This window comes from Haemophilus sp. 27098_8_127, assembly GCF_041433495.1.
In the GTDB taxonomy this organism is placed as follows: domain Bacteria; phylum Pseudomonadota; class Gammaproteobacteria; order Enterobacterales; family Pasteurellaceae; genus Haemophilus_D.
This window is the reverse complement of the sequence record NZ_JAPWBP010000002.1, coordinates 1-20,854: the sequence shown is the minus strand read 5'-3', so window position 1 is coordinate 20,854 and position 20,854 is coordinate 1. Positions and strand designations below refer to the sequence as shown.

The window sequence follows — 20,854 nt, the reverse complement described above, 5'->3', positions numbered from 1 at the left end:
AAACTCGTGGCAAAAAATATTCAAGCAATTCGTGGGATGAATGACTGTTCCCCAACTGAATCTCCACTTTGGCAATGGATTGAAGGACAGGTTCGCCAAATTTTAAGCAGCTACGGCTATTCAGAAGTGCGTATGCCAATCGTGGAAAGTACGCCATTATTTGCTCGTGCAATTGGTGAAGTCACAGATGTTGTCTCAAAAGAAATGTACACATTCTGGGATAATGATGAGCAATTAACACTTCGCCCAGAAGGTACAGCAGGATGCGTCCGTGCTGCGATTGAACACGGTTGGATTTACAACAATGAACAACGTTTATGGTATATGGGACCAATGTTCCGCCATGAGCGCCCACAAAAAGGTCGTTATCGTCAATTCCATCAAGCAGGTGTAGAAGTATTTGGTATCGCAACCCCTGAAATTGATGCGGAGCTAATTATTTTAACGGCTCGTTTGTGGAAAGCATTAGGTATTGATCAACATGTTTCACTTCAATTAAATTCGATTGGTTCATTAGAAGCACGTGCAAACTATCGTTCTGCATTAGTGGCTTTCTTAGAAAATCACCAAGATTTAATGAGCGAAGAAGAGAAAGAACGTCTTGTAAAAAATCCATTACGTATTTTGGATACTAAAAATCAAGCATTACAAGATGTATTGGACGGCGCGCCAAAATTATTGGATTATTTAGATAATGAAAGTCGCGAGCATTTTGCGCAGTTATGCGGTCTATTAGATGCGGTGGGTATTCAATATGAAATTAATCCAAAATTGGTACGTGGTTTAGACTATTATAATAAAACCGTATTTGAATGGGTGACATCAGCATTAGGTGCGCAAGGTACTGTATGTGGTGGCGGACGTTATGACGGCTTAGTTGAGCAACTTGGTGGTCACGCAACCAGCGGTGTCGGTTTCGCAATGGGCTTAGAGCGTTTAGTGTTACTCGTTCAAGAAGTGAATAAATCGATTCCGGTAAAAAGTGCGGTAGATATTTACGTTGTTTATCAAGGTAAAGGTACAACATTAGCCGCATTCCAGCTCGCTGAAAAACTTCGCTCAGAATTACCGCACTTAAGCACCATGTTGCATTGCAGTGGTGGTAACTTTAAAAAACAATTTAGACGCGCAGATAAGTCTGGTGCAACTCTAGCCCTTGTGCTTGGCGAAAGCGAAGTGCAAAATAATCAAGTTGTGGTAAAACACTTACTTGGCGAAGCAGAGCAGCAAACCATTGATGTGGATAATCTAATTGAACACATCAAAGCCCAATTTTAATTTTAGAAGGATAGGAAAATGGCATATACCATTGAAGAAGAACAAGAACTGAATCAGTTAAAAGAGTGGTGGAAAGACAATGGCAAAGCCATTATTGCCGCTTTTATTCTTGGCGTAGGCGGGATGTTGGGCTGGCGTTATTGGCAGTCTTATCAAGCTAATCAAATCATGCAAGCGTCTGCTGAATATGATGCGTTAGTTTATACTGCAAACAAAGATGCCGCCGCACAACAAGCTAAAGTAGCTGAATTTGTGAAAGCGCATGATAAAACCAGCTATGCGGTATTTAGCTTATTAGATGAAGCAAAAGGTTTTGTTGCAAAACAAGATTACGCCTCTGCTGAAAATAGCTTAAAACAAGCGATTGCTCAATCACAAGATGATATCTTAACTTCTCTTGCAGCACTTCGTTTGTCTGCTGTGCAATTCCAACAAGGTCAATTTGATGCAGCATTAGCAAGTCTAAATCAAGTGAAAAGCCAAGGCTTTAGTGCACGTAAAGATCTTTTAGCGGGCGATATTCAAATCGCAAAAGGCGATGTGAATGGTGCTAAAGCAAGCTTTGAGAATGTACAAAAAAGCGGTAACCCGTTAGAAAAACAAATGGCGCAGATGAAATTAAATAATCTGTAATGTTTTAATTAGCCCGAATTGCTCGGGCTTTTTTATTGGATTTTTGATCTTATGATTCAGAAACCTATTGTGCCGCCACCCGTCATTTTTATTGGCTGTGCACTTATCATGGCATATTTGCCTAATCCTTACCCTGTTACAATCAATATCGTGATTGCTTATCTGATTGCGTTGGCTTCATCTTTTGTTGGTTTTTTCAGTGTTTGGCAATTCTACAAAAATAAAGCCAATATTCATCCCATCCATTTAGAGAAAAGCAAAGTATTTGTGGTAAGTGGTATCTATCGTTTTAGCCGTAATCCCATGTATTTAAGCTTAGCTGGCTTGTTAGTAGCATGGGCGTTTTATTTGCAAAGTGCGGTTAGTTTTTTAGGTGTTTTTCTATTTATTTATCTCATCACACAATGGCAAATTAAACCTGAAGAATACTGGCTAGAGAAGAAGTTTGGTGAGTCTTATTTGGCTTACAAGAAAAAAGTGAGACGCTGGATTTAACCAATAAAAAAATCGCCTAAAAATAGGCGATTTTTATATATTTTGAGAAGCTATTATTTAGCTGCACATCCGCAATCTGCTAATTTTTTAGCTAAACGCTCCGCAACGAAATCCCAGTTCACTACGTTCCAGAATTCTTTGATGTAGTCTGGACGACGGTTTTGGAATTTCAAGTAGTAAGCGTGTTCCCAAACATCTAAACCTAAAAGTGGGAAACCTTCACAACCTGCGATTTCTTTACCCATTAATGGAGAATCTTGATTTGCTGTAGAAACAACAGATAATTTACCTTGGTTAATCACTAACCATGCCCAACCTGAACCGAAACGAGTCGCTGCTGCTTTTTCAAATTCAGCTTTGAAGTTTTCTACAGAACCGAAATCACGTTCGATAGCAGCTTTTAAATCACCTTGTAAAGTGGTGCCTTTTTTCAATGATTTCCAGAATAAGCTATGGTTTGCGTGACCGCCCGCGTTGTTACGTAATGCAGTACGTTTTTCAGCTGGGATTTTGTCTAATTGGCTGATTAATTGACCTGAGCACATTTCAGAAAATTCAGCAGGTAAAGTTTCTAACACCGCGTTTGCATTATTTACATAGGCTTGGTGGTGTTTAGTGTGGTGAATTTCCATTGTTTGTGCATCAAAATGTGGTTCTAACGCATCATAAGCGTAACCTAATTCAGGTAGAGTATAAGACATAATATGTTCCTTTTTTAAATGAAGTTAAGGTAATGTTTTTGATAAAACAACATCAAAAAGTAGTTAAATGGTAGCAGAAAATTTGATTTAGATCAGTAAATCTTTTAATTATTTGATTATTCGATGAATAGACTAGAAAAGCTTAATTTGTTTTAAATCAATAAATACACCGATCTACTTCTAAATAGTTATACCTTTTAGCTCTTAAAATCTCGTCAAAATTTCCCCTTGTGGTAGAATACCCGCTGATTTTTAACAAGGTTTTATTTTTAAGGCTGAGACTATGTTTCCTGCTCATCAACTTCAATTAGAACAATTAGCGTGTCAACGTGGCGATCGCATATTGTTCACTGATCTTTCACTGCAATTTCAAAGCGGTGATTTCGTGCAAATTGAAGGGCACAATGGTATCGGCAAAACAAGTTTATTGCGCATTTTAGCTGGCCTTGCACAGCCTGTAGAAGGTAAAGTGCGGTGGAATTCAGACGAGATTACAAAACAACGCGAAGAATACCATCATCAGCTACTTTATCTCGGTCACCATTCTGGTGTGAAACCTGAATTAACGGCATGGGAAAATTTAAAGTTTTATCAGCAGATTAGTCAAAGTCAGCAAGGCACAGATATTTTATGGGATGTGTTGGAAACTGTGGGCTTACTCGGTCGCGAAGATTTACCGGCAGCCCAACTTTCAGCAGGTCAGCAAAAGCGAATTGCTTTGGCGAGATTATGGATCTCTGAAGCGCCACTTTGGATTTTGGATGAACCTTTTACAGCAATAGACAAAAAAGGGGTTGAAGTTTTGACCGCGCTTTTTGAAAATCATGCTAAAAAAGGTGGAATGGTCATTTTAACGAGTCACCAAGAAGTGCCAAGTACGTTATTGAAAAAAATCAATCTTGCTGATTATAAATATAACTCTTAGATTTTTATGATATTTTTACAGATTATAAAGCGTGAGCTGAAGATTGCGACCCGTAAACAAGCGGAAATATTGAACCCGCTTTGGTTCTTTTTAATCGTGATTACGTTGTTTCCATTGGTGATTGGGCCAGATCCTAAACTACTTTCTCGCATTGCACCGGGGGTTGCTTGGGTGGCGGCATTGCTTTCTGCGTTGCTGTCTTTTGAGCGCTTATTCCGAGATGATTTTATTGATGGCTCTTTAGAACAATTGATGCTTACGGCTCAACCTTTAGCGCTAACGGCACTCGCAAAAGTTGTTGCACACTGGCTATTAACTGGTTTGCCGTTGATTTTACTTTCACCTATTGCGGCTTTATTACTTTCGTTGGAAGTAAATATTTGGTGGGCGCTGGTGGTCACCTTGCTAGTGGGAACACCAATTTTAAGCTGCATTGGTGCGATTGGCGTGGCATTGACGGTAGGATTACGTAAAGGTGGCGTATTGCTGAGTTTACTTGTGGTACCATTATTCATTCCGGTTTTAATTTTTGCCTCAGCAATTTTAGATGCCGCCGCGTTAAACCTCCCTTATGGCGGACAGCTTGCTATTTTAGGCGCGATTTTGGCTGGCGCGATAACCTTATCGCCTTTTGCTATTGCAGCGGCACTACGAATTAGTTTAGATAATTAATCACTATTGCGGTGAAAGTGCGGTCAGATTTTTAACTGTTTTTTATTTTTTGGAATTAAGGATCTTTTATGTGGAAGTGGTTACATCCTTACGCAAAACATGAAACCCAATATCATTTATGTGGCAAATTAAGCCCATTTTTTGGTGCGATTGCGGTTTTATTATTGGCTGTTGGCATTGTGTGGGGCTTAGCTTATGCACCGGCAGATTATCAGCAAGGCAATAGTTTCCGAATTATGTATGTGCATGTGCCGGCGGCGATTTGGTCAATGGGCGTATATGGCTCGATGGCGATTGCTGCGATTATTGCGTTAGTTTGGCAAATTAAAGCTGCACATCTTTCGATGGTTGCTATGGCGCCAATTGGTGCGATGTTTACCTTTATCGCGTTAGTCACAGGCGCAATTTGGGGTAAACCAATGTGGGGAACCTGGTGGGTGTGGGATGCGCGTTTAACCGCAGAACTCATTCTTTTCTTCTTATATATCGGTGTATTAGCCCTTTATTCTGCATTTTCTGATCGTGCGGTGGGCGCAAAATCAGCGGGAATCTTGTGTATTGTTGGCGTAGTGAATTTACCAATTATTCACTTTTCCGTAGAGTGGTGGAATACTTTACATCAAGGGGCCAGTATCACGAAGTTTGAAAAACCGTCTATTGCAACGCCGATGTTAATTCCACTGATTTTATGTATTTTTGGATTTTTATTTTTATCCATTTGGTTTACGCTCGTGCGTTATCGTGTTGAATTGCTAAAAGAAGATAGCAAACGTCCATGGGTAAAAGAGTTAGCAAGTAAGCTAAAATAGTTTTTTATTTTTATTTTAGGATTTTAGGGAGCGGAAAATGTTTTTCCAAAGTTGGAGTGATTTTATCAATATGGGAGGCTACGGTTTTTATGTGTGGCTTTCCTACGGCATTAGCCTTGTGGCAATGATTATTTTGGCGATACAAAGCGTCAAGGGACGTAAAGTGGTGTTAAAAGAAGTGTTACGCGAGCAACAACGTGAAGCTCGTTTAAACCAAGCAAATAAAGGAAATACACTATGAATCCAAGACGTAAATCAAGACTCTCTATCATTATCTTTGTGATTTTAGGTATTTCGATTGCAACAGGTTTAGTCCTTTATGCACTTCGCCAAAATATCGATTTATTTTATACGCCATCAGAAGTCATTGAAGGTAAAGAAGGCAAAGCAGATCAAAAACCTGAAGTGGGGCAACGCATCCGTGTAGGTGGCATGGTTGTGGAAGGCACAGTAAAACGTGATCCAAAAAGCTTAAAAGTTCGCTTTGACTTAAATGATATTGGTCCATCTATCACCGTAGAATACGAAGGTATTCTTCCTGATCTTTTCCGAGAAGGGCAAGGTATCGTCGCGCAAGGCGTATTAAAAGGGCCTACTTTATTAGAGGCGACAGAAGTACTTGCTAAACACGATGAAAATTATGTACCACCAGAATTAGGCGAAAAAATGCAGAAAGTACATAAGCCAATGGGCGCAGAGTTAAAAGGCGAGAGTGAATATGATCGTCGTTATAAAGAAACCCAGCAAAAACCGCAAGAAGGTCAATAATGATTGCTGAACTAGGAAATTATGCGCTTGCTTTAAGTCTTGCCGTTTCATTCTTTTTAGCGATTTTCCCATTATGGGGCGCAGAAAAAGGTCACCCTCAATTAATGTCATTGGCTCGTCCAATGACTTATGGTTTATTTTTCAGTTTAACCATTGCTTTTGCGGCATTATTCTATCTGTTTGCTGTTAATGATTTCAGTGTGCAATATGTGGTAAATAACTCTAACAGCAGTTTACCGATTTATTATCGTTTATCTGCGGTGTGGGGTTCACACGAGGGCTCATTATTACTTTGGATTTGGTTATTAACCCTTTGGGGCGCAGCGGTTGCCTTATTTAGCAAACACTTACCACAAGAAGCCGTGGCTCGCGTGTTGGGTATTATGGGGATTATTAGCATCGGCTTCTTACTCTTCGTATTATTTACCTCAAATCCATTTACCCGTACATTCCCTGATTTCCCAGTAGATGGCAGAGAACTCAACCCAATGTTGCAAGATGTGGGCTTGATTTTCCATCCTCCATTGCTTTATATGGGATATGTTGGTTTTTCTGTGGCTTTTGCCTTTGCGATTGCATCACTAATGACAGGGAAATTAGACTCCGCTTGGGCAAGATGGTCTCGTCCTTGGACGATGGCAGCTTGGGTCTTTTTAACACTCGGGATTGTGCTCGGTTCGTGGTGGGCATATTATGAGCTCGGCTGGGGGGGCTGGTGGTTCTGGGATCCAGTAGAAAACTCTTCTTTAATGCCTTGGCTTGCAGGAACCGCATTAATCCACTCTTTAGCGGTGACTGAAAAACGTGGCTCTTTTAAAGCTTGGACAGTGCTTTTAGCAATCCTTGCTTTCTCACTTTGCTTACTGGGTACGTTCTTAGTTCGTTCCGGTATCTTAGTGTCAGTACACGCCTTTGCTTCAGATCCTACACGTGGTTTATATATTCTTGCTTATTTGGTTGTGGTAATTGGTGGTTCTTTAACCTTGTACGCTTACAAAGGCAACCAAATTCGCTCGCGTGATAATGCAGAACGCTATTCTCGTGAAACCTTATTGTTATTGAATAATATCCTATTAATGACCGCACTTTGTGTGGTGTTCTTAGGGACGTTATTGCCATTAGTTCACAAACAATTAGGTTTGGGCTCTATTTCGATCGGTGCGCCGTTCTTTGATCAAATGTTCCTGATTATTATGACCCCATTTGCCTTATTACTAGGTATTGGGCCATTAGTTAAATGGCGTCGAGATCAGTTCTCTGAAATTCGTACACCGGTTGTAGTGAGTGTGATTGTAATGGCGATTGCAGGCTTTGCCTTGCCATATTTCTTACACAATAAACTCACCATCAGTGTTGTACTTGGCACCATGATGTCTGTCATTATTGTATTATTAAGCCTTTATGAAATGAAACAACGCGCAACACACCGTGAATCTTTCTTTAAAGGTATTACCAAACTTTCCCGTTCCCATTGGGGGATGATTTTGGCTCACCTTGGTGTGGCGATGACCGTTTGGGGAATTGCATTTAGCCAAAACTTTAGTGTAGAACGCGATGTGCGAATGGCTGTGGGTGATACAGTGCAGATTGCTAATTATGACTTTAAATTTGCTGGCGTGAGTGATGCAAATGGTCCAAACTATATGGGCGGCAAAGCACAAATTGATATTTCAAAAGACGGTAAACCAGAAGCAACATTATTTGCTGAAAAACGTTTTTATACCGTCAGTAAAATGCCAATGACTGAAGCGGCAATTGATTGGGGCTTTACCCGCGATCTTTATGTCGCCTTGGGTGAAAAAATAGAAGATAACTCATGGGCGCTTCGCCTTTACTATAAACCGTTTATCCGTTGGATTTGGATTGGTGGATTGTTTATGGCGATAGGTGGCTTGCTCTGTATGTTTGACCGTCGTTATCGTTTTAGTCGATTAGTTAAACAGTCTTAATTGTAATAAGGGGCGTATGCCCTTAGAAATAGATGTGAAATAGATGTGAAATTGATAGTGTTATGAATAAAAAATTACTTATCCCACTTATTATTTTTCTTGCTGTGGCTGCTGCTTTTTTAGTTCAGTTAGGACGTAACGCGCAAGGTGATGATCCAAAAGCGTTAGAATCTGCGCTTGTGGGAAAACCAGTGCCACAGAAAACATTAACGGATTTATTGGAAAATAAAACCTACGGTAATGAAATTTTCCAACAAGGCAAACCGATTCTATTAAATGTGTGGGCAACTTGGTGTCCAACTTGTTATGCCGAGCATCAATACTTGAATCAATTGGCTAAACAAGGTGTAACAATCATTGGTATCGACTATAAAGATGAATCACCAAAAGCGATAAAATGGCTGAAAGATTTAGGCAATCCTTATAGTCTTGTGCTTAAAGATGAAAAAGGTTCTTTTGCATTAGATTTGGGGGTTTACGGCGCACCAGAAACATTTATCGTGGATGGCAAAGGTGTGATTCATTATCGCTTAGCGGGTGATGTGAATGAACGCGTTTGGAATGAGACCTTAAAACCGATTTATGACAAACTCGCGGAGAAACCATAATGAAAAGATCATGGCTTTTTTTAACCGCACTTTTTGTGAGTATCTCGGCGACAGCTTCTATTGATGCATTGAATTTTGCATCACCAGAGCAAGAAAAAGACTATCATCAATTAACACAAGAATTGCGTTGTCCTCAATGTCAAAATAACAATATTGCTGATTCGAATGCAACTATTGCTGTAGATATGCGTGGCAAAGTATTTGAGTTGTTGCAAGAAGGTAAAAAACGAAGTGAAGTTGTCGATTATATGATTCAACGTTATGGCAATTTTGTGACTTATGATCCACCAATGACGACGTCAACAATCGTATTATGGATTGCCCCAATTTTGTTAGTGTTGATTGGCATTTTATTTGTATTTAAACGTAAATCAAAAAGCCCAAGTGCGGTCAATTCTGATGCGATTTTAGATGACGAAGAGAATGCGCGTTTATCGGCTTTACTCAAAGAAAAGGATAAATAATGAATTTTGCATTAAGTATTATTGCGCTCACTTTAGTCGTGGCATTGATTTGTTTTTATCCCTTGTTGCGTTCTGTTAAAGCGAAAGAAGATAAAAAACGAGATGAATTAAATAAGGCACTGTATTTTTCTCGCTTAAAAGAGATAGAGCAAGATAATCAGCAAGGCTTAGTAGAGAACGTTGAACAACTTAAACAAGAGCTACAAAAGACATTATTAGAAGATATTCCTCAACAAGAAACACAAACGATCGATAATAATGCCAAAAATTACGGTAAGTTATGGTTTGTTTCTGGTTTATTAGGTTTGGCCATTATTGCAGCAGGAGCTTATTTTCCTTTGGGATCTTGGAAAGCCGAGGATATGATGGAAAAAACATTGGCAAAATTACCTTACTTCTTTGAACGAATTAAAGAAGAAGACACAAACCCAATGACGGATGCAGAAATGCAGCAATTTTCGACCGCACTTCGTTTGGATTTACAAAAAACACCAAAGGATGCTAAAAAATGGTGGTTATTAGGTCAGGTAGGGATGAATTTAGGTAATGGAAAATTAGCCTTTGATAGTTACCAACAAGCGAATAAACTTGAGCCGGATAATTTAGATTATAAGCTTTCTTATGCGCGTATGTTAATGTCTTCTGAAGATCAAACGGATAAACTGAAAGGTAATCAACTTTTACGTGAAATTATTCGTCAAGATCATTCTAATCCTGAAGCATTAAGTTTACTGGCTTTCAGTTATTTTGAAGGTGAGGATTATAAAATGGCAGCCGTTACCTGGGCAATGATGCTACGTTTATTGGAACCAGATGATCCTCGTGTGCCAATGCTTGAAAAGAGTATTCGTGCGGCACGTGATGCCCTTGCTTTGCAGGAAGAAGAAAAAGCAAAAAGTATCACACCGGAGAAATAATGAAACCTCAATTATTAGGTTTTCACCATATTGCGATTATTGCTTCGAACTATGCACGTTCGAAGCATTTTTATATGGAAATTTTAGGCGCAAAACAGCTAAATGAAACTTATCGGGCAGAACGAGATAGCTATAAATTAGATTTAAGTTTTCCTGATGGGAGTCAAATCGAGTTGTTTTCATTTCCAAATCCACCTCAAAGAGTCACCAACCCTGAAGCCTGTGGTTTACGGCATTTGGCATTTAAAGTCGATAATATTGATGAATATGTTGCTTATCTTCTGGAAAACAGTATTAATTGTGAACCGATTAGGGTTGATGAATTAACTGGAATGAAGTACACTTTCTTTCGAGACCCAGATTATTTACCTATTGAGTTATACGAAAATAATTATTAACGTAGAAAATCAAATTATTATGAGTCATATTAAGAAAAAAATTGGGATTTACTCTTTTTGTATTTTAGCATCGTCAGTTGTTTCAGCCGAAGGTAGTAGTGTTGTATATGCAACAAAGGTAAAAACGCCTGAAAATAATCTTTCAGTTAATGTTTCTGAAAGTAATATTTCTGAAACAGTGAAATATATTGATGGAAAAGGACAAAGAAGTTTAGATCCTAAATCTGAAAAAGATATGGAAGAGCTGGCCAATAGTGTTGAATTTGAAGTATATAAATTTAACGAAGTTGCGGCATCCAAAACAACGTTTCTGTCACCCGCGGGAATCTGTAGTGGTTTTAAAAGCACAGATGGTGTAGATGTAACAAATTCTAGTAATTATTACATTAAGCCAAATGATGCCAGTGAATATTATGGAAGCGTGTTAGGGGCAACAATTTATAAACAAGGCGAAACGAAAACTTCGCAGTATGTGCCTGTTTATGCTATAAAGAATGCCAATGTAGCTAAATACATTGAAAATAACGAAGATCCGAATGTTAGAAGAAAAGCGAACGAACGGATCAAAGAAGGCAGAGAAACACTTAATAAAGTGGTTTGTAACAAAAGGTAAAATTTATGAAAAAATTAATCTCTATTGCAGCGTTAGCTGTTTTAACTGCGTGTACCGCACCTCAGGAAGCTTCAAGTATTGGTAATGGCGCGGCAGCGTATGATATGAATACTGTACAAGATTATAATGCTCGAGTTGCAAGTGGTAATACAGTAAGTGCTCGAGAAAAAGCGAGAGTAGCCCAAAGAGATAGCGTTCCAAATGAAATGAATGCAAGCGATCATCGTCCAAAAATGACAGGCTATTCTCGTTACCCAGTAGCTATTATGCCGGCATTCGGTTATTGCCATCATTGCTGGTAATTAAATAAAGAAAAAATAACCGCGCTTGAAAAAGTGCGGTTATTTTTTGGCTTGTTTATAAGCCTAAAATCGATTTCACAAAAGGAATCGTCAGATTTCGTTTGGCTTGTAGTGAGGCTTCATCGAGTTTCACTAATGCTTCTTTTAGTGTCGCCATATCACGATCTAAACGTGTGAATATAAAATTGGCAGTATCATCTGAAAGTATGATACCTCGTTGATGGGCATTCTGTTTCAATACTGCAAATTTTTGTTCATCGCTGAGTGGAATCAATTGATAACTTTCTCCCCATTTTAAGCGAGAAGCAAGATCTGGTAATTTAACGGGTAGGGCAGTTGGAGATTGATCGGCACTGACAACTAATAAGGTTTTACCATTAGCCTTAATGCGATTAAAAAGATCAAATAAGGCAATTTCCCATTCTGAATTTCCAATAATTGTTTGCAAATCGTCTAAGCAAACCAGTTCTTGCTGTTCTAAATTCTCAAAAACCGCCGTGGAGAAATATTGTGATTTGCTCAACGGGACATAAATGGCGCTCCGTTGTTGCTGAATATATTCATTACAGAGTGCACGTAACAGATGGGTTTTCCCAACGCTTTGGCTGCCCCAAAGGTAGAAGAATTGTTGTTGTAAATCAGTCATGTTTTGACGTAAAGAATTAAGCAATAATGCATTATTATCGCTATAAAAATTCTCAAGCGTTTCATCATCAATTTGATGAATAGGTAAAGAAAGTTGCTGATTCACGGATTAACGAGTTGATTTAAAATAAAAAAAGAAAGGGCTAAACTTTCATTTAACCCTTTTATTTGGGAAGTTTTATTCTACTTCATTTTTTGCTTTTGGCAAAATCAAGTTCAGTACAATGGCAACGATGGCACAAAGGCTAATCCCTTTTAGGGAAACGACATCACCGACGTTGACAAACATATTCCCAATCCCGAACGTCATGACTACAGAAATAATGCAAAGATTACGAGGTTCGGTCACATCTACTTTACCTTTAATTAAGGTGCTCATCCCAACAACGGCAATCGAGCCGAATACCAACATCATAATGCCACCCATTACGATGGTTGGAATAGTAGAAAGGAATGCGCCTACTTTACCACAGAAGGAAATTGCAATTGCCCATACCGCAGCCCAGGTCATAATGTTTGGATTAAAGTTACGAGTTAGCATGACTGCACCGGTTACTTCTGCATAAGTAGTATTCGGTGGACCACCAACTAATGATGCAGCAGCAGTTGCCACACCATCACCTAATAATGTACGGTGTAAGCCTGGTTTTTTAAGGAAATCTTTACCTGTTACAGAACTGATTGCCATAATACCACCCACGTGTTCAACGGCTGGTGCGATAGCAATGGGTAGCATATAAAGAATCGCTTCTAAATTAAATTCTGGTTTGGTTAACTCAGGTAATTCAAACCATTTTGCATCTAAAACAGGTTGGAAATTAATTAATCCTAGGAATAAACAAACCACATAGCCAGCAACGATACCAAACATAATTGGAATCAGCTTCATCATTCCTTTAGCAAACACCGCAACAGAAAGGGTGGTGACCAAGGTAATCATTGAAACCAATACAGAGTGCTCATAGCTATATGCACTGTTTTTACCTAATGCCATATCAACAGCAACAGGTGCAAGTCCCATACCAATGATGATAATTACGGGACCGACAACAACAGGCGGGAAGATACGCTCAAGCGCAGCACTACCACGTAATTTTACTAAGGTTGATAGTGCGAAATAGACTAAACCCGCACAAGCAAGTCCGCCCATTGTGGTTGGAATGCCCCAAGTTTGTACGCCATATTGAATAGGCGCAATAAAGGCAAAAGAGGAGGCTAAAAAAATAGGAACCTGTTTACCGGTACAAAGTTGGAAAAGTAGTGTACCGATACCTGCGGTAAGAAGGGCTGTATTAGAATTTAATCCAGTGATTAAAGGAACTAATACTAAGGCACCAAAGGCAACAAATAACATCTGTAAACCGACAAACGCTTGTTTGCCCATGCTTTGCACCTCAACAGGTGCGGTTGTAGTTTGATTACTCATTTAGTTTCAACTCTCGGTTTGAATTAACTGAAAGTGCGGTCGGTTTTAATGCTTTTTAGCTTTTGTGTTTTCACGCACGGAAAAAAGACGGCTATAAATGCCGTCTTATTAAAAGGGAATTATTTCGTCCCAAAAATCTTATCGCCTGCATCCCCCAAGCCTGGAATGATGTAGCCTTGTTCATTTAAGTGATCATCAATCGATGCGCAATAAAGTTCGATATCTGGATGTGCTTTTTCTAATGCTTTAATCCCTTCTGGTGCCGCGACTAATACTAATACTTTGATATGTTGGCAACCTTTTGCTTTTAATAGATCAATTGTAGAGATCATTGAACCACCCGTTGCAAGCATTGGATCCACAACGATAGCTAAACGTTCTTCTAAGTCACTGGCTAGTTTTTGGAAATAAGGGACGGGTTCAAGAGTTTCTTCATTACGATAAATCCCGACTACACTGATGCGAGCACTAGGAACATGTTCTAAAACGCCATCCATCATGCCGAGGCCTGCACGTAAAATTGGTACAACAGTAACTTTTTTACCTTTGATACGGTCGATTTCAACAGGACCGTTCCAACCTTCGATAATCACTTTTTCTGTTTCGAGATCGGCTGTCGCTTCATAGGTGAGTAAGCTGCCCACTTCTGTTGCAAGTTCACGGAATTTTTTAGTATCAATATCAGCTTCGCGCATCACGCCTAATTTATGTTTAACAAGCGGATGTTTTACTTCAACGAGTTTCATCTTTTTTCTCCCTTTAAAAAATAAATCGGAGAATTTTATATCAGAAATATTCAATTGCCTAGTATTTTTATTATGACAGTTGGGTATAAAAACAATTAAAAAATTAACCGCACTTTGATGAAATACATTCTCAACACAGGTCATAAAGCCAATGGCTCTCTTATTCACTCTCTTATAAATATTCACATTATTTTCCCAGCTAAAGGAAATCATTTAATGAAAATAAAAGTGCGGTCAAAAAAGATAATGGATTTTTTATAAATAAAAAGCGGCTAATTACTTAGCCGCTTTTGCATGATAATAAACCTAGTTAAGCTGTTTTTTTCGGTTTGAAGAAAATCATCGTAAAGATTTGCCAGAAGAAGGCTAGTGCACCGAAGATGAATACCACATCACCACCTAAACGAACCCAACGTAGGGTATCGAATAGAGGTTGTTGCATAAATTCTTCACTACGAGCATACCATAAGCCTTCAGAGATACTTGCATAACCTTGAATAATACCGATAGGTAATAAGCTTGATACGATCATTAACACTAAACCGCCATTTAACAACCAGAAGCCCCATTTCATTAACTTGTCATTAAATGGTGTATCTGGGCGTAAATAACGAGCAATTAAGAATACGAAGCCTAATGCTAAGAAACCGTATACACCGAATAATGCAGCGTGAGCATGAACGGCAGTGGTGTTCAAGCCTTGGATATAGTAAAGCGAAATTGGTGGATTGATTAAGAAACCAAATACGCCAGCACCTAACATATTCCAGAATGCCACGGCTACGAAGCAGTAAAGAGGCCATTTTAGGCGTTCCATCCAAGGTGTTTTTTGTTGCATCGCCCAGTGTTCCCAAGCTTCATGACCTAATAACACTAATGGAACTACTTCAAGCGCAGAGAATGATGCCCCTACAGCAATAATTGGAGTAGTTGCACCTGCGAAGTATAAGTGGTGGAAAGTACCTGGGATACCACCGATTAGGAACAATGCCGCTTCAGTAATGGTTGCCACAGTCGCAGTACGACGTGAAACTAAACCTAAACTTACGAAGATGAATGAAAGTGCCGCTACAGAGAATACTTCGAAGAAGCCTTCTACCCATAGGTGAACTACCCACCAGCGCCAGTATTCCATCACAGAAATGTGAGTGTGCTCGCCATAGAATAATGCAGGGCCATAGAATAAACCGATCGCAATTACGGAAGCAAAGAATAAGGCTAATAAGTTTTTGTCTCCTGGTTGTTTGAATGCGTTCACTGTACCGCGAAGCATTAAGACTAACCAGAATAAGATTCCCGCGAATTTCACCGCTTGCCAGAAACGACCTAAGTCAATGAACTCATAGCCTTGGTGACCGAACATGAAGCTCCATTCTTCTGGAAGAATATGTGCAATTGCTAAATAACTTCCGGTGAATGAACCGACGACTAATACCACTAATGCCCAGAATAAAACATCCACGCCCAATTTTTGGAATTTCGGATCTTTACCACCATTGATGATCGGTGCTAGGAATAAACCGCCAGCTAAGAATGCCATTGCAATCCAGAATAATGCCGCTTGAATATGCCATGTACGCACTAATGAATAAGGTAAGTATTGAGAGATATCAATACCATAGAATTCTTGACCTTCAACAGTATAGTGAGCAACAATCGCCCCTAAATTCACTTGCAGTAAGAATAATGCAAGCACCGTAAAGAGATATTTACCTAATGCGCGTTGAGAAGGGGTTAACTGTAGTTTTGTGAGGGGATCAACTTCCGGAATCGGTGGATCTTGTTCATCTTCACGTTTTTTGAATGACCAAATCCATACCACGAAACCAATACCCGCAATGAGGAATACCACACTCGCAATAGACCAAATCACGTTTTCTGGTGTTGGTACGTTATTAATTAACGGTTCGTGTGGCCAGTTGTTGGTGTAGCTTGCATGAGTATTTGGACGTTCAGCAGATGCAGTCCACGCTGTCCAGAAGAAGAATTTAGCTAAGTCTTTACGAGCTTGTAAATCAGGAAGAGTATTATCCTTCATCGCAAAGTGTTCACGAGTCACTTTGGTTGCTGGATCGTCACCGTATAAAGAGATGTAGTATTGTGCTGTTTTTTCCATTGCCGCTAAACGGGTGTTTGAAAGCACAACGGTACCGTTTTCAACTTTGCTACCACGATATTCTTTGGTTAGACGAGCTTTTAATAACGTTTGTTGTTCATCATTTAAATCAGCGAAATTTTTACCAAATTCTTGATTCGCGGTAATATCCAACCAGTTAGTTAATTCACGGTGAAGCCAATCTGCCGTCCAGTCTGGCGCTTGGTATGCACCATGACCCCAAACAGACCCGACTTGCATACCACCAGTGGTTTGCCAAGCGGTTTGACCATGTAAAATATCATCGTGAGTAATCACTTTTTCGCCAGATTCAGAAACATATTGTTGCGGAATCGGTGGTGCTTCACGATAAACTTCGAACCCATAGTAACCGAGAATGGAGAAGGCTCCAATCAATACGGCGACTAACAGGTACCAGAACTTTTTATACTGTCCCATTTTATCACTCCTAGATTATTAGAAAATACGATGCCTTGATGGTTAGTTATTCCGAGAATAGCCATCAAGAGCTAGATTTTACGCTAAGTAAAATACTTGAGCAATTATATCGACTATCGATTGATGAAAATATTACCTAAAACTGAGTAATTTAATCGGGTAATAGGAAATGCTGAATAAAAAGATAAAAAATACGGCCAAAAACCTATTGATTTTTGGCCGCATTTTATGAAAATTATTTATTCTTTCTTTTGTGGCATGTTATCTTATTTTTACAAATTTGTATTTGATGACAATTGCTTATATTTTGATTATACTCACTTAAATTCTATTATATGGAGTGATTATGTCAAATTACAGAATTTCTCTTGCTTTTTCAGTGCTTCATTATTATTTGAATGGATTTGCTGAAAAACATCAATTATCTCTACCATCTTTTGTCGAAAGACATTGCCCTGCTCGAAAGGGATTGAGACTATACATCCCGTCGTTAATATAAACGAAATGTTTTTGAGCGGTATCCATAACGCTGTCCATATAGTTGTTACGAATTTCAAAAACACGACTACCATAGTTAACGATTTCTTTAACCAATTGTTTACCGAATTCAGTTTCTGAACGTTTTTCTGATTTAGGGAAAGCACAGGTAGCGGCTTTAATGTAATTATTAACACTAAACATAGTTCTACCGTTATCATCTAAAGTCGAAGATTCAATAGGATGTTTAGATCTAAATAAAGCATTAAACCCTACACCGAATGATTTAGAATCATCATCAGTAAAAGTCCAAGTATCATTTTCATGAACATAACGTACAAAGTCAGGGATTTCGGATAATAAAGGTTTAATCAGTGTTTCTTCATTGATTTCCGCATTACTTAATCCGAGCACAAATTTAAAGTAACAGAGTAAGGCGCCAGAATAATTGTTGTTAATTTGTACATTTTTACAACTCCTAAAAATAAAAAAATATAGGGAGCAAATGCTCCCTATACGTTAGGATATTACCATTGGTACATGTAACCAGCACCTAAAGTAACATCTTTTTGGCTATCAGCACCTACAGATAACTTAACAATGTGTTTACTGTTATCTGAAGCTTTTGAGTAACCTACAGCGATAGCTGATTGACCGTGTTTATAACCCACACCTACACCTACACCAGATTTACCTGGTAAGTAAACTTGTGGGATATTAGCCATTGCTGCTACTGAAGCAGTACCCGCATCAGCACGTTTACGGTTTTTACGAACATCACGATCTAAACCGTCTACACGAGTATTAAGTTTATTGATCTTAGCGGTGTTACCGTTAACTGCAGATTTAACACGATTTAATTGTGCTACATTTACTGCGTCTGTATCAGCTGTACCTTCTTTAACGTTAGTTACTTTAGTGTTATTAGCGTTGATACCATTATTATTAATAACAGGACCATCAACGAAGGTTACACTTTTAACTGTTAAATCGTCAGCTGTACTCACAGTGTAGATGGTTTCACCATTGCTACCTTTACGAGAAGTAACTTTAGTGTTTTTACCTTGTTCTACAACAGAGTGACGTTTATCGATAGAAGCAATCGCTTGTTTGTTTTCCGCAATACCTTGAGCATTTTGGTTAACTTTATTATCAACTGATTTAAGTTGATTTACGTTCACTGCGTCAGTATCGTTTACACCATCTTTAACATTGATGATAGTTTGGTTACCGGCATTGATACCGTTTTTATCAACTACAACATCACCGACGGTTACTTTATCAAAACCAACATCTTTCTTAGTAGAAACAGTAAATGTTTTCTTACCATTAACATCAGTAGTAGTGACTTCTACGTTAGTGCCCGCATCAACTTCAGGAATCTGTTTCTCTAAAGTTGAAATACGGTTACTGTTGTTAGTGATATTACCTTCATTAGTAACAATACGTTTAGTTAAGTCACCGATATCGGTAGCGTTTTTATTCGCTTTATCATCTACTTTATTGATTTCTGGTTGAAAGTCTTTACTTGATACAGTATAGGTGATTTTACCATTTGCATCAGTAGAAGTTGTAACAGTGGTATTTTTACCTGCTTCAACTACCGGTAATTTTTTCTCAATCGCTTTGATGTAATCAGTATTAGCTTCGATCGCTTTAGTGTTTTCAGTGATCTTAGTGGTATTCTTAACTACATCTTTTTCTAATTGAGTGATTTTATCACCGTTACGAGTAACCTTTTCAGTGATTTGCTGATTTTCTTCACGTACTTTGTTTAACTGATTAACGTTAACTGCATCTGTACCCTTAGATCCTTCTTTAACATTGATAATACGTTTACCACCGTTGTTTAAACCATCCGTAGTTAATGAAATTTCATCAATTGGGTTAGCGTCACCATCATTTCTTTTGATAGTTAAACCGTTATGGTTATAACTAGTATTATATTCCATACCGTTAGGACTGTCGTAATGTCTAATATTCATTCCGTCAGTAGTAACAGTTGTGGTATCACCATTATCAGCGCTTGTAGTAACAGAGTTAAGGTTAGCTAAATCTTTGTTAAGCGTAAAGTCAAATGTACCTTCGTCGATTTGTTCAATGTTGACATTGTTATCGCTTGAAGACATGGTGAGACACATACGTGGAGGATTGGTGGCAAGATCTTCAACCGCTTGAGCGATAGTGTATAATTGAGAACCGTTGATTGCATCGGTAGAAGTTGCTGAGATTTCACCAGCTGCTACGTTAACAATTTGACGTTCTTTATCTTTAGCACCTACAGAGAAGGTTGCTACTGGGTTATTACCAGCAAAACCAACGTAGGTAACAGTACCAATCGTTGCTTGGTTAACAGATACTTCTTTCTTGGATACAGAACCTGCACCAATCGCTACTGAGTTATCATGAGTCGCATTAGATTCACGACCGATAGCAATAGCTGAATCACCTACTGTGGCAGCTTTATAACCAACGGCTACACTGTTATCTTTAGCAGAAAAAGTATTAGCACCTACAGCAACTGAGTTGGTTGCGTTAGCGTTTGCTTCACTACCTACCGCTACAGCTTGGTTACCACCTGCGTAAGATAACTGCCCTACAGTGGTTGCGTTTTGTAAACCTAAATTATTACCGGTATCACGTCCGATATAAACGTTACCGAGACCAGTCATAGTTACGTTTTCACCAACAGCAACTTCGTCATTGTATTGAAGAGTTGGTCCAATAGCTTGAGCTGCTGAACATACTGATAATACGGTTAAAGCTAATAAAGATTTTTTCATTTAGTTATACTCCTATAAAAAGGTTTAGTTTAGGCTTAAAATAAAGAAGCCTCTTGACGAAGCTTCATAAAGATAATGTAAGTTTATAATTTTGATGCAATTGTGAAGTATAACAGACATATATACCATATGGTATATCCACGTGGTATATGTTTTTAAGTACGACCTCTAGCAGGTGTATTTGTACCTGTAGCAGGATTATTTCTTGTCGTGTTTTCTTCCATACTTGCTGGAGCTACACCAGAAATATTCTGACGATTAAATCCTTCGATAGAAACTAAGTTAACCGCTTCTTCTAATAAGATTACATCGTTAGCAATCTGAGCCGGAGTAATATCTGTAGTACGGATACGTTGATATAAATCATTAATATCTTTATATTTCAATAATCCATTAGCTTTAATGATTTTCAATAAAGCACGATATTTCTCAACTACCGCTTGGGACGCACCACGTGCTACGATACGTACCACTTCAGCTTCGATATCGATAACAGTACTTGTATTAGCTGTAGTATCTACTACCGTAGTAGACGCATGACTACTTACTCCACCTTCACTTAAGTTTACAAAACTCATCGGTGAAGCACCTAACTGATATTGTTTATTACCTTCCACACGAGTCCACATTAACATCACACCAAAACCATCTGTTGCACCAACACGAGAGTGTAGTACTTTATTCCAAGATT

23 protein-coding genes are annotated in these 20,854 nt (G+C 38.7%); 15 read left to right on the top strand and 8 right to left on the bottom strand.

Features of this window, described 5'->3' with window-relative positions:
• The first annotated feature begins 6 nt into the window (after positions 1–6).
• The 3 genes from hisS to O3746_RS02685 are packed head-to-tail and all read left to right on the top strand — an operon-like array spanning position 7 to position 2,406.
• Positions 7–1,278 carry a histidine--tRNA ligase gene (hisS, locus tag O3746_RS02695; protein WP_371447757.1) on the top strand — a complete coding sequence of 424 codons (1,272 nt, stop codon included), beginning with the start codon at positions 7–9 and terminating at the stop codon, positions 1,276–1,278.
• A gap of 18 nt (positions 1,279–1,296) precedes the next feature.
• On the top strand, positions 1,297–1,911 hold the full coding sequence (locus O3746_RS02690; protein ID WP_371447756.1) for a YfgM family protein: 615 nt from the start codon (positions 1,297–1,299) through the stop codon (positions 1,909–1,911).
• Positions 1,912–1,962: 51 nt separating this feature from the next.
• Positions 1,963–2,406, top strand: a complete 444-nt coding sequence (locus tag O3746_RS02685; protein WP_371447755.1) for an isoprenylcysteine carboxylmethyltransferase family protein — start codon at positions 1,963–1,965, stop codon at positions 2,404–2,406.
• Positions 2,407–2,459: 53 nt separating this feature from the next.
• Here O3746_RS02685 and sodA read toward each other — a convergent pair whose 3' ends face one another.
• Positions 2,460–3,107, bottom strand: coding sequence for a superoxide dismutase [Mn] (sodA, locus tag O3746_RS02680; protein WP_049369405.1), 648 nt, complete (start codon positions 3,105–3,107; stop codon positions 2,460–2,462).
• A gap of 283 nt (positions 3,108–3,390) precedes the next feature.
• On the opposite strand from sodA, the gene ccmA reads away from it, so the two are divergent.
• The 12 genes from ccmA (at position 3,391) to O3746_RS02620 (ending at position 11,532) form a co-directional block, all read left to right on the top strand.
• Positions 3,391–4,032, top strand: coding sequence for a cytochrome c biogenesis heme-transporting ATPase CcmA (ccmA, locus tag O3746_RS02675; protein ID WP_111314841.1), 642 nt, complete (start codon positions 3,391–3,393; stop codon positions 4,030–4,032).
• 6 nt (positions 4,033–4,038) lie between these two features.
• A complete protein-coding gene (gene ccmB / locus O3746_RS02670; protein ID WP_014063992.1) occupies positions 4,039–4,704 on the top strand; it encodes a heme exporter protein CcmB in 666 nt (221 codons plus the stop codon).
• Positions 4,705–4,772: 68 nt separating this feature from the next.
• Entirely contained in the window at positions 4,773–5,513 is a 741-nt protein-coding gene (locus tag O3746_RS02665; protein ID WP_049369402.1) for a heme ABC transporter permease, read from the top strand.
• Positions 5,514–5,550: 37 nt separating this feature from the next.
• Positions 5,551–5,754 carry a heme exporter protein CcmD gene (gene ccmD, locus O3746_RS02660; RefSeq protein WP_285266545.1) on the top strand — a complete coding sequence of 68 codons (204 nt, stop codon included), beginning with the start codon at positions 5,551–5,553 and terminating at the stop codon, positions 5,752–5,754.
• Positions 5,751–6,281, top strand: a complete 531-nt coding sequence (ccmE, locus tag O3746_RS02655) for a cytochrome c maturation protein CcmE (protein WP_371447754.1) — start codon at positions 5,751–5,753, stop codon at positions 6,279–6,281. Before ccmD ends, ccmE begins: the two co-directional genes overlap by 4 nt.
• The gene (locus O3746_RS02650; RefSeq protein WP_371447753.1) at positions 6,281–8,230 is read left to right on the top strand and encodes a heme lyase CcmF/NrfE family subunit; all 1,950 of its coding nucleotides are present in this window, start codon (positions 6,281–6,283) and stop codon (positions 8,228–8,230) included. The genes ccmE and O3746_RS02650 overlap by 1 nt, the downstream gene beginning before the upstream one ends.
• A gap of 62 nt (positions 8,231–8,292) precedes the next feature.
• On the top strand, positions 8,293–8,838 hold the full coding sequence (locus O3746_RS02645; RefSeq protein WP_049364999.1) for a DsbE family thiol:disulfide interchange protein: 546 nt from the start codon (positions 8,293–8,295) through the stop codon (positions 8,836–8,838).
• Positions 8,838–9,302, top strand: coding sequence for a cytochrome c-type biogenesis protein CcmH (locus O3746_RS02640; RefSeq protein WP_371447752.1), 465 nt, complete (start codon positions 8,838–8,840; stop codon positions 9,300–9,302). The genes O3746_RS02645 and O3746_RS02640 overlap by 1 nt, the downstream gene beginning before the upstream one ends.
• Entirely contained in the window at positions 9,302–10,219 is a 918-nt protein-coding gene (ccmI, locus tag O3746_RS02635) for a c-type cytochrome biogenesis protein CcmI (RefSeq protein ID WP_371447751.1), read from the top strand. The genes O3746_RS02640 and ccmI overlap by 1 nt, the downstream gene beginning before the upstream one ends.
• Positions 10,219–10,617, top strand: coding sequence for a VOC family protein (locus O3746_RS02630; protein ID WP_290913416.1), 399 nt, complete (start codon positions 10,219–10,221; stop codon positions 10,615–10,617). The genes ccmI and O3746_RS02630 overlap by 1 nt, the downstream gene beginning before the upstream one ends.
• A gap of 19 nt (positions 10,618–10,636) precedes the next feature.
• The gene (locus O3746_RS02625) at positions 10,637–11,230 is read left to right on the top strand and encodes a hypothetical protein (protein WP_197555849.1); all 594 of its coding nucleotides are present in this window, start codon (positions 10,637–10,639) and stop codon (positions 11,228–11,230) included.
• 5 nt (positions 11,231–11,235) lie between these two features.
• A complete protein-coding gene (locus O3746_RS02620; protein ID WP_193451355.1) occupies positions 11,236–11,532 on the top strand; it encodes a hypothetical protein in 297 nt (98 codons plus the stop codon).
• Positions 11,533–11,587: 55 nt separating this feature from the next.
• On the opposite strand, the gene hda is transcribed toward O3746_RS02620, so the two are convergent.
• From hda to O3746_RS02585, 7 genes are all read right to left on the bottom strand, one after another.
• A complete protein-coding gene (gene hda, locus O3746_RS02615; protein ID WP_070590625.1) occupies positions 11,588–12,283 on the bottom strand; it encodes a DnaA regulatory inactivator Hda in 696 nt (231 codons plus the stop codon).
• A gap of 72 nt (positions 12,284–12,355) precedes the next feature.
• Positions 12,356–13,603, bottom strand: a complete 1,248-nt coding sequence (locus O3746_RS02610; RefSeq protein WP_070590628.1) for an NCS2 family protein — start codon at positions 13,601–13,603, stop codon at positions 12,356–12,358.
• A 119-nt stretch (positions 13,604–13,722) separates the two neighbouring features.
• Positions 13,723–14,349, bottom strand: coding sequence for a uracil phosphoribosyltransferase (upp, locus tag O3746_RS02605; protein ID WP_014063981.1), 627 nt, complete (start codon positions 14,347–14,349; stop codon positions 13,723–13,725).
• 310 nt (positions 14,350–14,659) lie between these two features.
• Positions 14,660–16,903, bottom strand: a complete 2,244-nt coding sequence (locus O3746_RS02600) for a nitric-oxide reductase large subunit (RefSeq protein WP_371447750.1) — start codon at positions 16,901–16,903, stop codon at positions 14,660–14,662.
• A 417-nt stretch (positions 16,904–17,320) separates the two neighbouring features.
• Entirely contained in the window at positions 17,321–17,584 is a 264-nt protein-coding gene (locus O3746_RS02595; RefSeq protein ID WP_371447749.1) for a hypothetical protein, read from the bottom strand.
• A gap of 323 nt (positions 17,585–17,907) precedes the next feature.
• Positions 17,908–20,163 carry a YadA family autotransporter adhesin gene (locus tag O3746_RS02590; RefSeq protein WP_371447748.1) on the bottom strand — a complete coding sequence of 752 codons (2,256 nt, stop codon included), beginning with the start codon at positions 20,161–20,163 and terminating at the stop codon, positions 17,908–17,910.
• 155 nt (positions 20,164–20,318) lie between these two features.
• Positions 20,319–20,854: hypothetical protein (locus O3746_RS02585; protein ID WP_371447747.1), on the bottom strand; the 536-nt coding region annotated here is incomplete at its 5' end.

Excerpts from the sequence above, each read along its gene's own strand:
- O3746_RS02690 (WP_371447756.1), top strand. The coding sequence starts at position 1,297 with ATGGCATATACCATTGAAGAAGAACAAGAACTGAATCAGTTAAAAGAG.
- O3746_RS02685 (WP_371447755.1), top strand. The coding sequence starts at position 1,963 with ATGATTCAGAAACCTATTGTGCCGCCACCCGTCATTTTTATTGGCTGT.
- sodA (WP_049369405.1), bottom strand. The coding sequence starts at position 3,107 with ATGTCTTATACTCTACCTGAATTAGGTTACGCTTATGATGCGTTAGAA.
- ccmA (WP_111314841.1), top strand. The coding sequence starts at position 3,391 with ATGTTTCCTGCTCATCAACTTCAATTAGAACAATTAGCGTGTCAACGT.
- ccmB (WP_014063992.1), top strand. The coding sequence starts at position 4,039 with ATGATATTTTTACAGATTATAAAGCGTGAGCTGAAGATTGCGACCCGT.
- O3746_RS02665 (WP_049369402.1), top strand. The coding sequence starts at position 4,773 with ATGTGGAAGTGGTTACATCCTTACGCAAAACATGAAACCCAATATCAT.
- ccmD (WP_285266545.1), top strand. The coding sequence starts at position 5,551 with ATGTTTTTCCAAAGTTGGAGTGATTTTATCAATATGGGAGGCTACGGT.
- ccmE (WP_371447754.1), top strand. The coding sequence starts at position 5,751 with ATGAATCCAAGACGTAAATCAAGACTCTCTATCATTATCTTTGTGATT.
- O3746_RS02650 (WP_371447753.1), top strand. The coding sequence starts at position 6,281 with ATGATTGCTGAACTAGGAAATTATGCGCTTGCTTTAAGTCTTGCCGTT.
- O3746_RS02645 (WP_049364999.1), top strand. The coding sequence starts at position 8,293 with ATGAATAAAAAATTACTTATCCCACTTATTATTTTTCTTGCTGTGGCT.
- O3746_RS02640 (WP_371447752.1), top strand. The coding sequence starts at position 8,838 with ATGAAAAGATCATGGCTTTTTTTAACCGCACTTTTTGTGAGTATCTCG.
- ccmI (WP_371447751.1), top strand. The coding sequence starts at position 9,302 with ATGAATTTTGCATTAAGTATTATTGCGCTCACTTTAGTCGTGGCATTG.
- O3746_RS02630 (WP_290913416.1), top strand. The coding sequence starts at position 10,219 with ATGAAACCTCAATTATTAGGTTTTCACCATATTGCGATTATTGCTTCG.
- O3746_RS02625 (WP_197555849.1), top strand. The coding sequence starts at position 10,637 with ATGAGTCATATTAAGAAAAAAATTGGGATTTACTCTTTTTGTATTTTA.
- O3746_RS02620 (WP_193451355.1), top strand. The coding sequence starts at position 11,236 with ATGAAAAAATTAATCTCTATTGCAGCGTTAGCTGTTTTAACTGCGTGT.
- O3746_RS02610 (WP_070590628.1), bottom strand. The coding sequence starts at position 13,603 with ATGAGTAATCAAACTACAACCGCACCTGTTGAGGTGCAAAGCATGGGC.
- upp (WP_014063981.1), bottom strand. The coding sequence starts at position 14,349 with ATGAAACTCGTTGAAGTAAAACATCCGCTTGTTAAACATAAATTAGGC.
- O3746_RS02600 (WP_371447750.1), bottom strand. The coding sequence starts at position 16,903 with ATGGGACAGTATAAAAAGTTCTGGTACCTGTTAGTCGCCGTATTGATT.
- O3746_RS02595 (WP_371447749.1), bottom strand. The coding sequence starts at position 17,584 with ATGTTTAGTGTTAATAATTACATTAAAGCCGCTACCTGTGCTTTCCCT.
- O3746_RS02590 (WP_371447748.1), bottom strand. The coding sequence starts at position 20,163 with ATGAAAAAATCTTTATTAGCTTTAACCGTATTATCAGTATGTTCAGCA.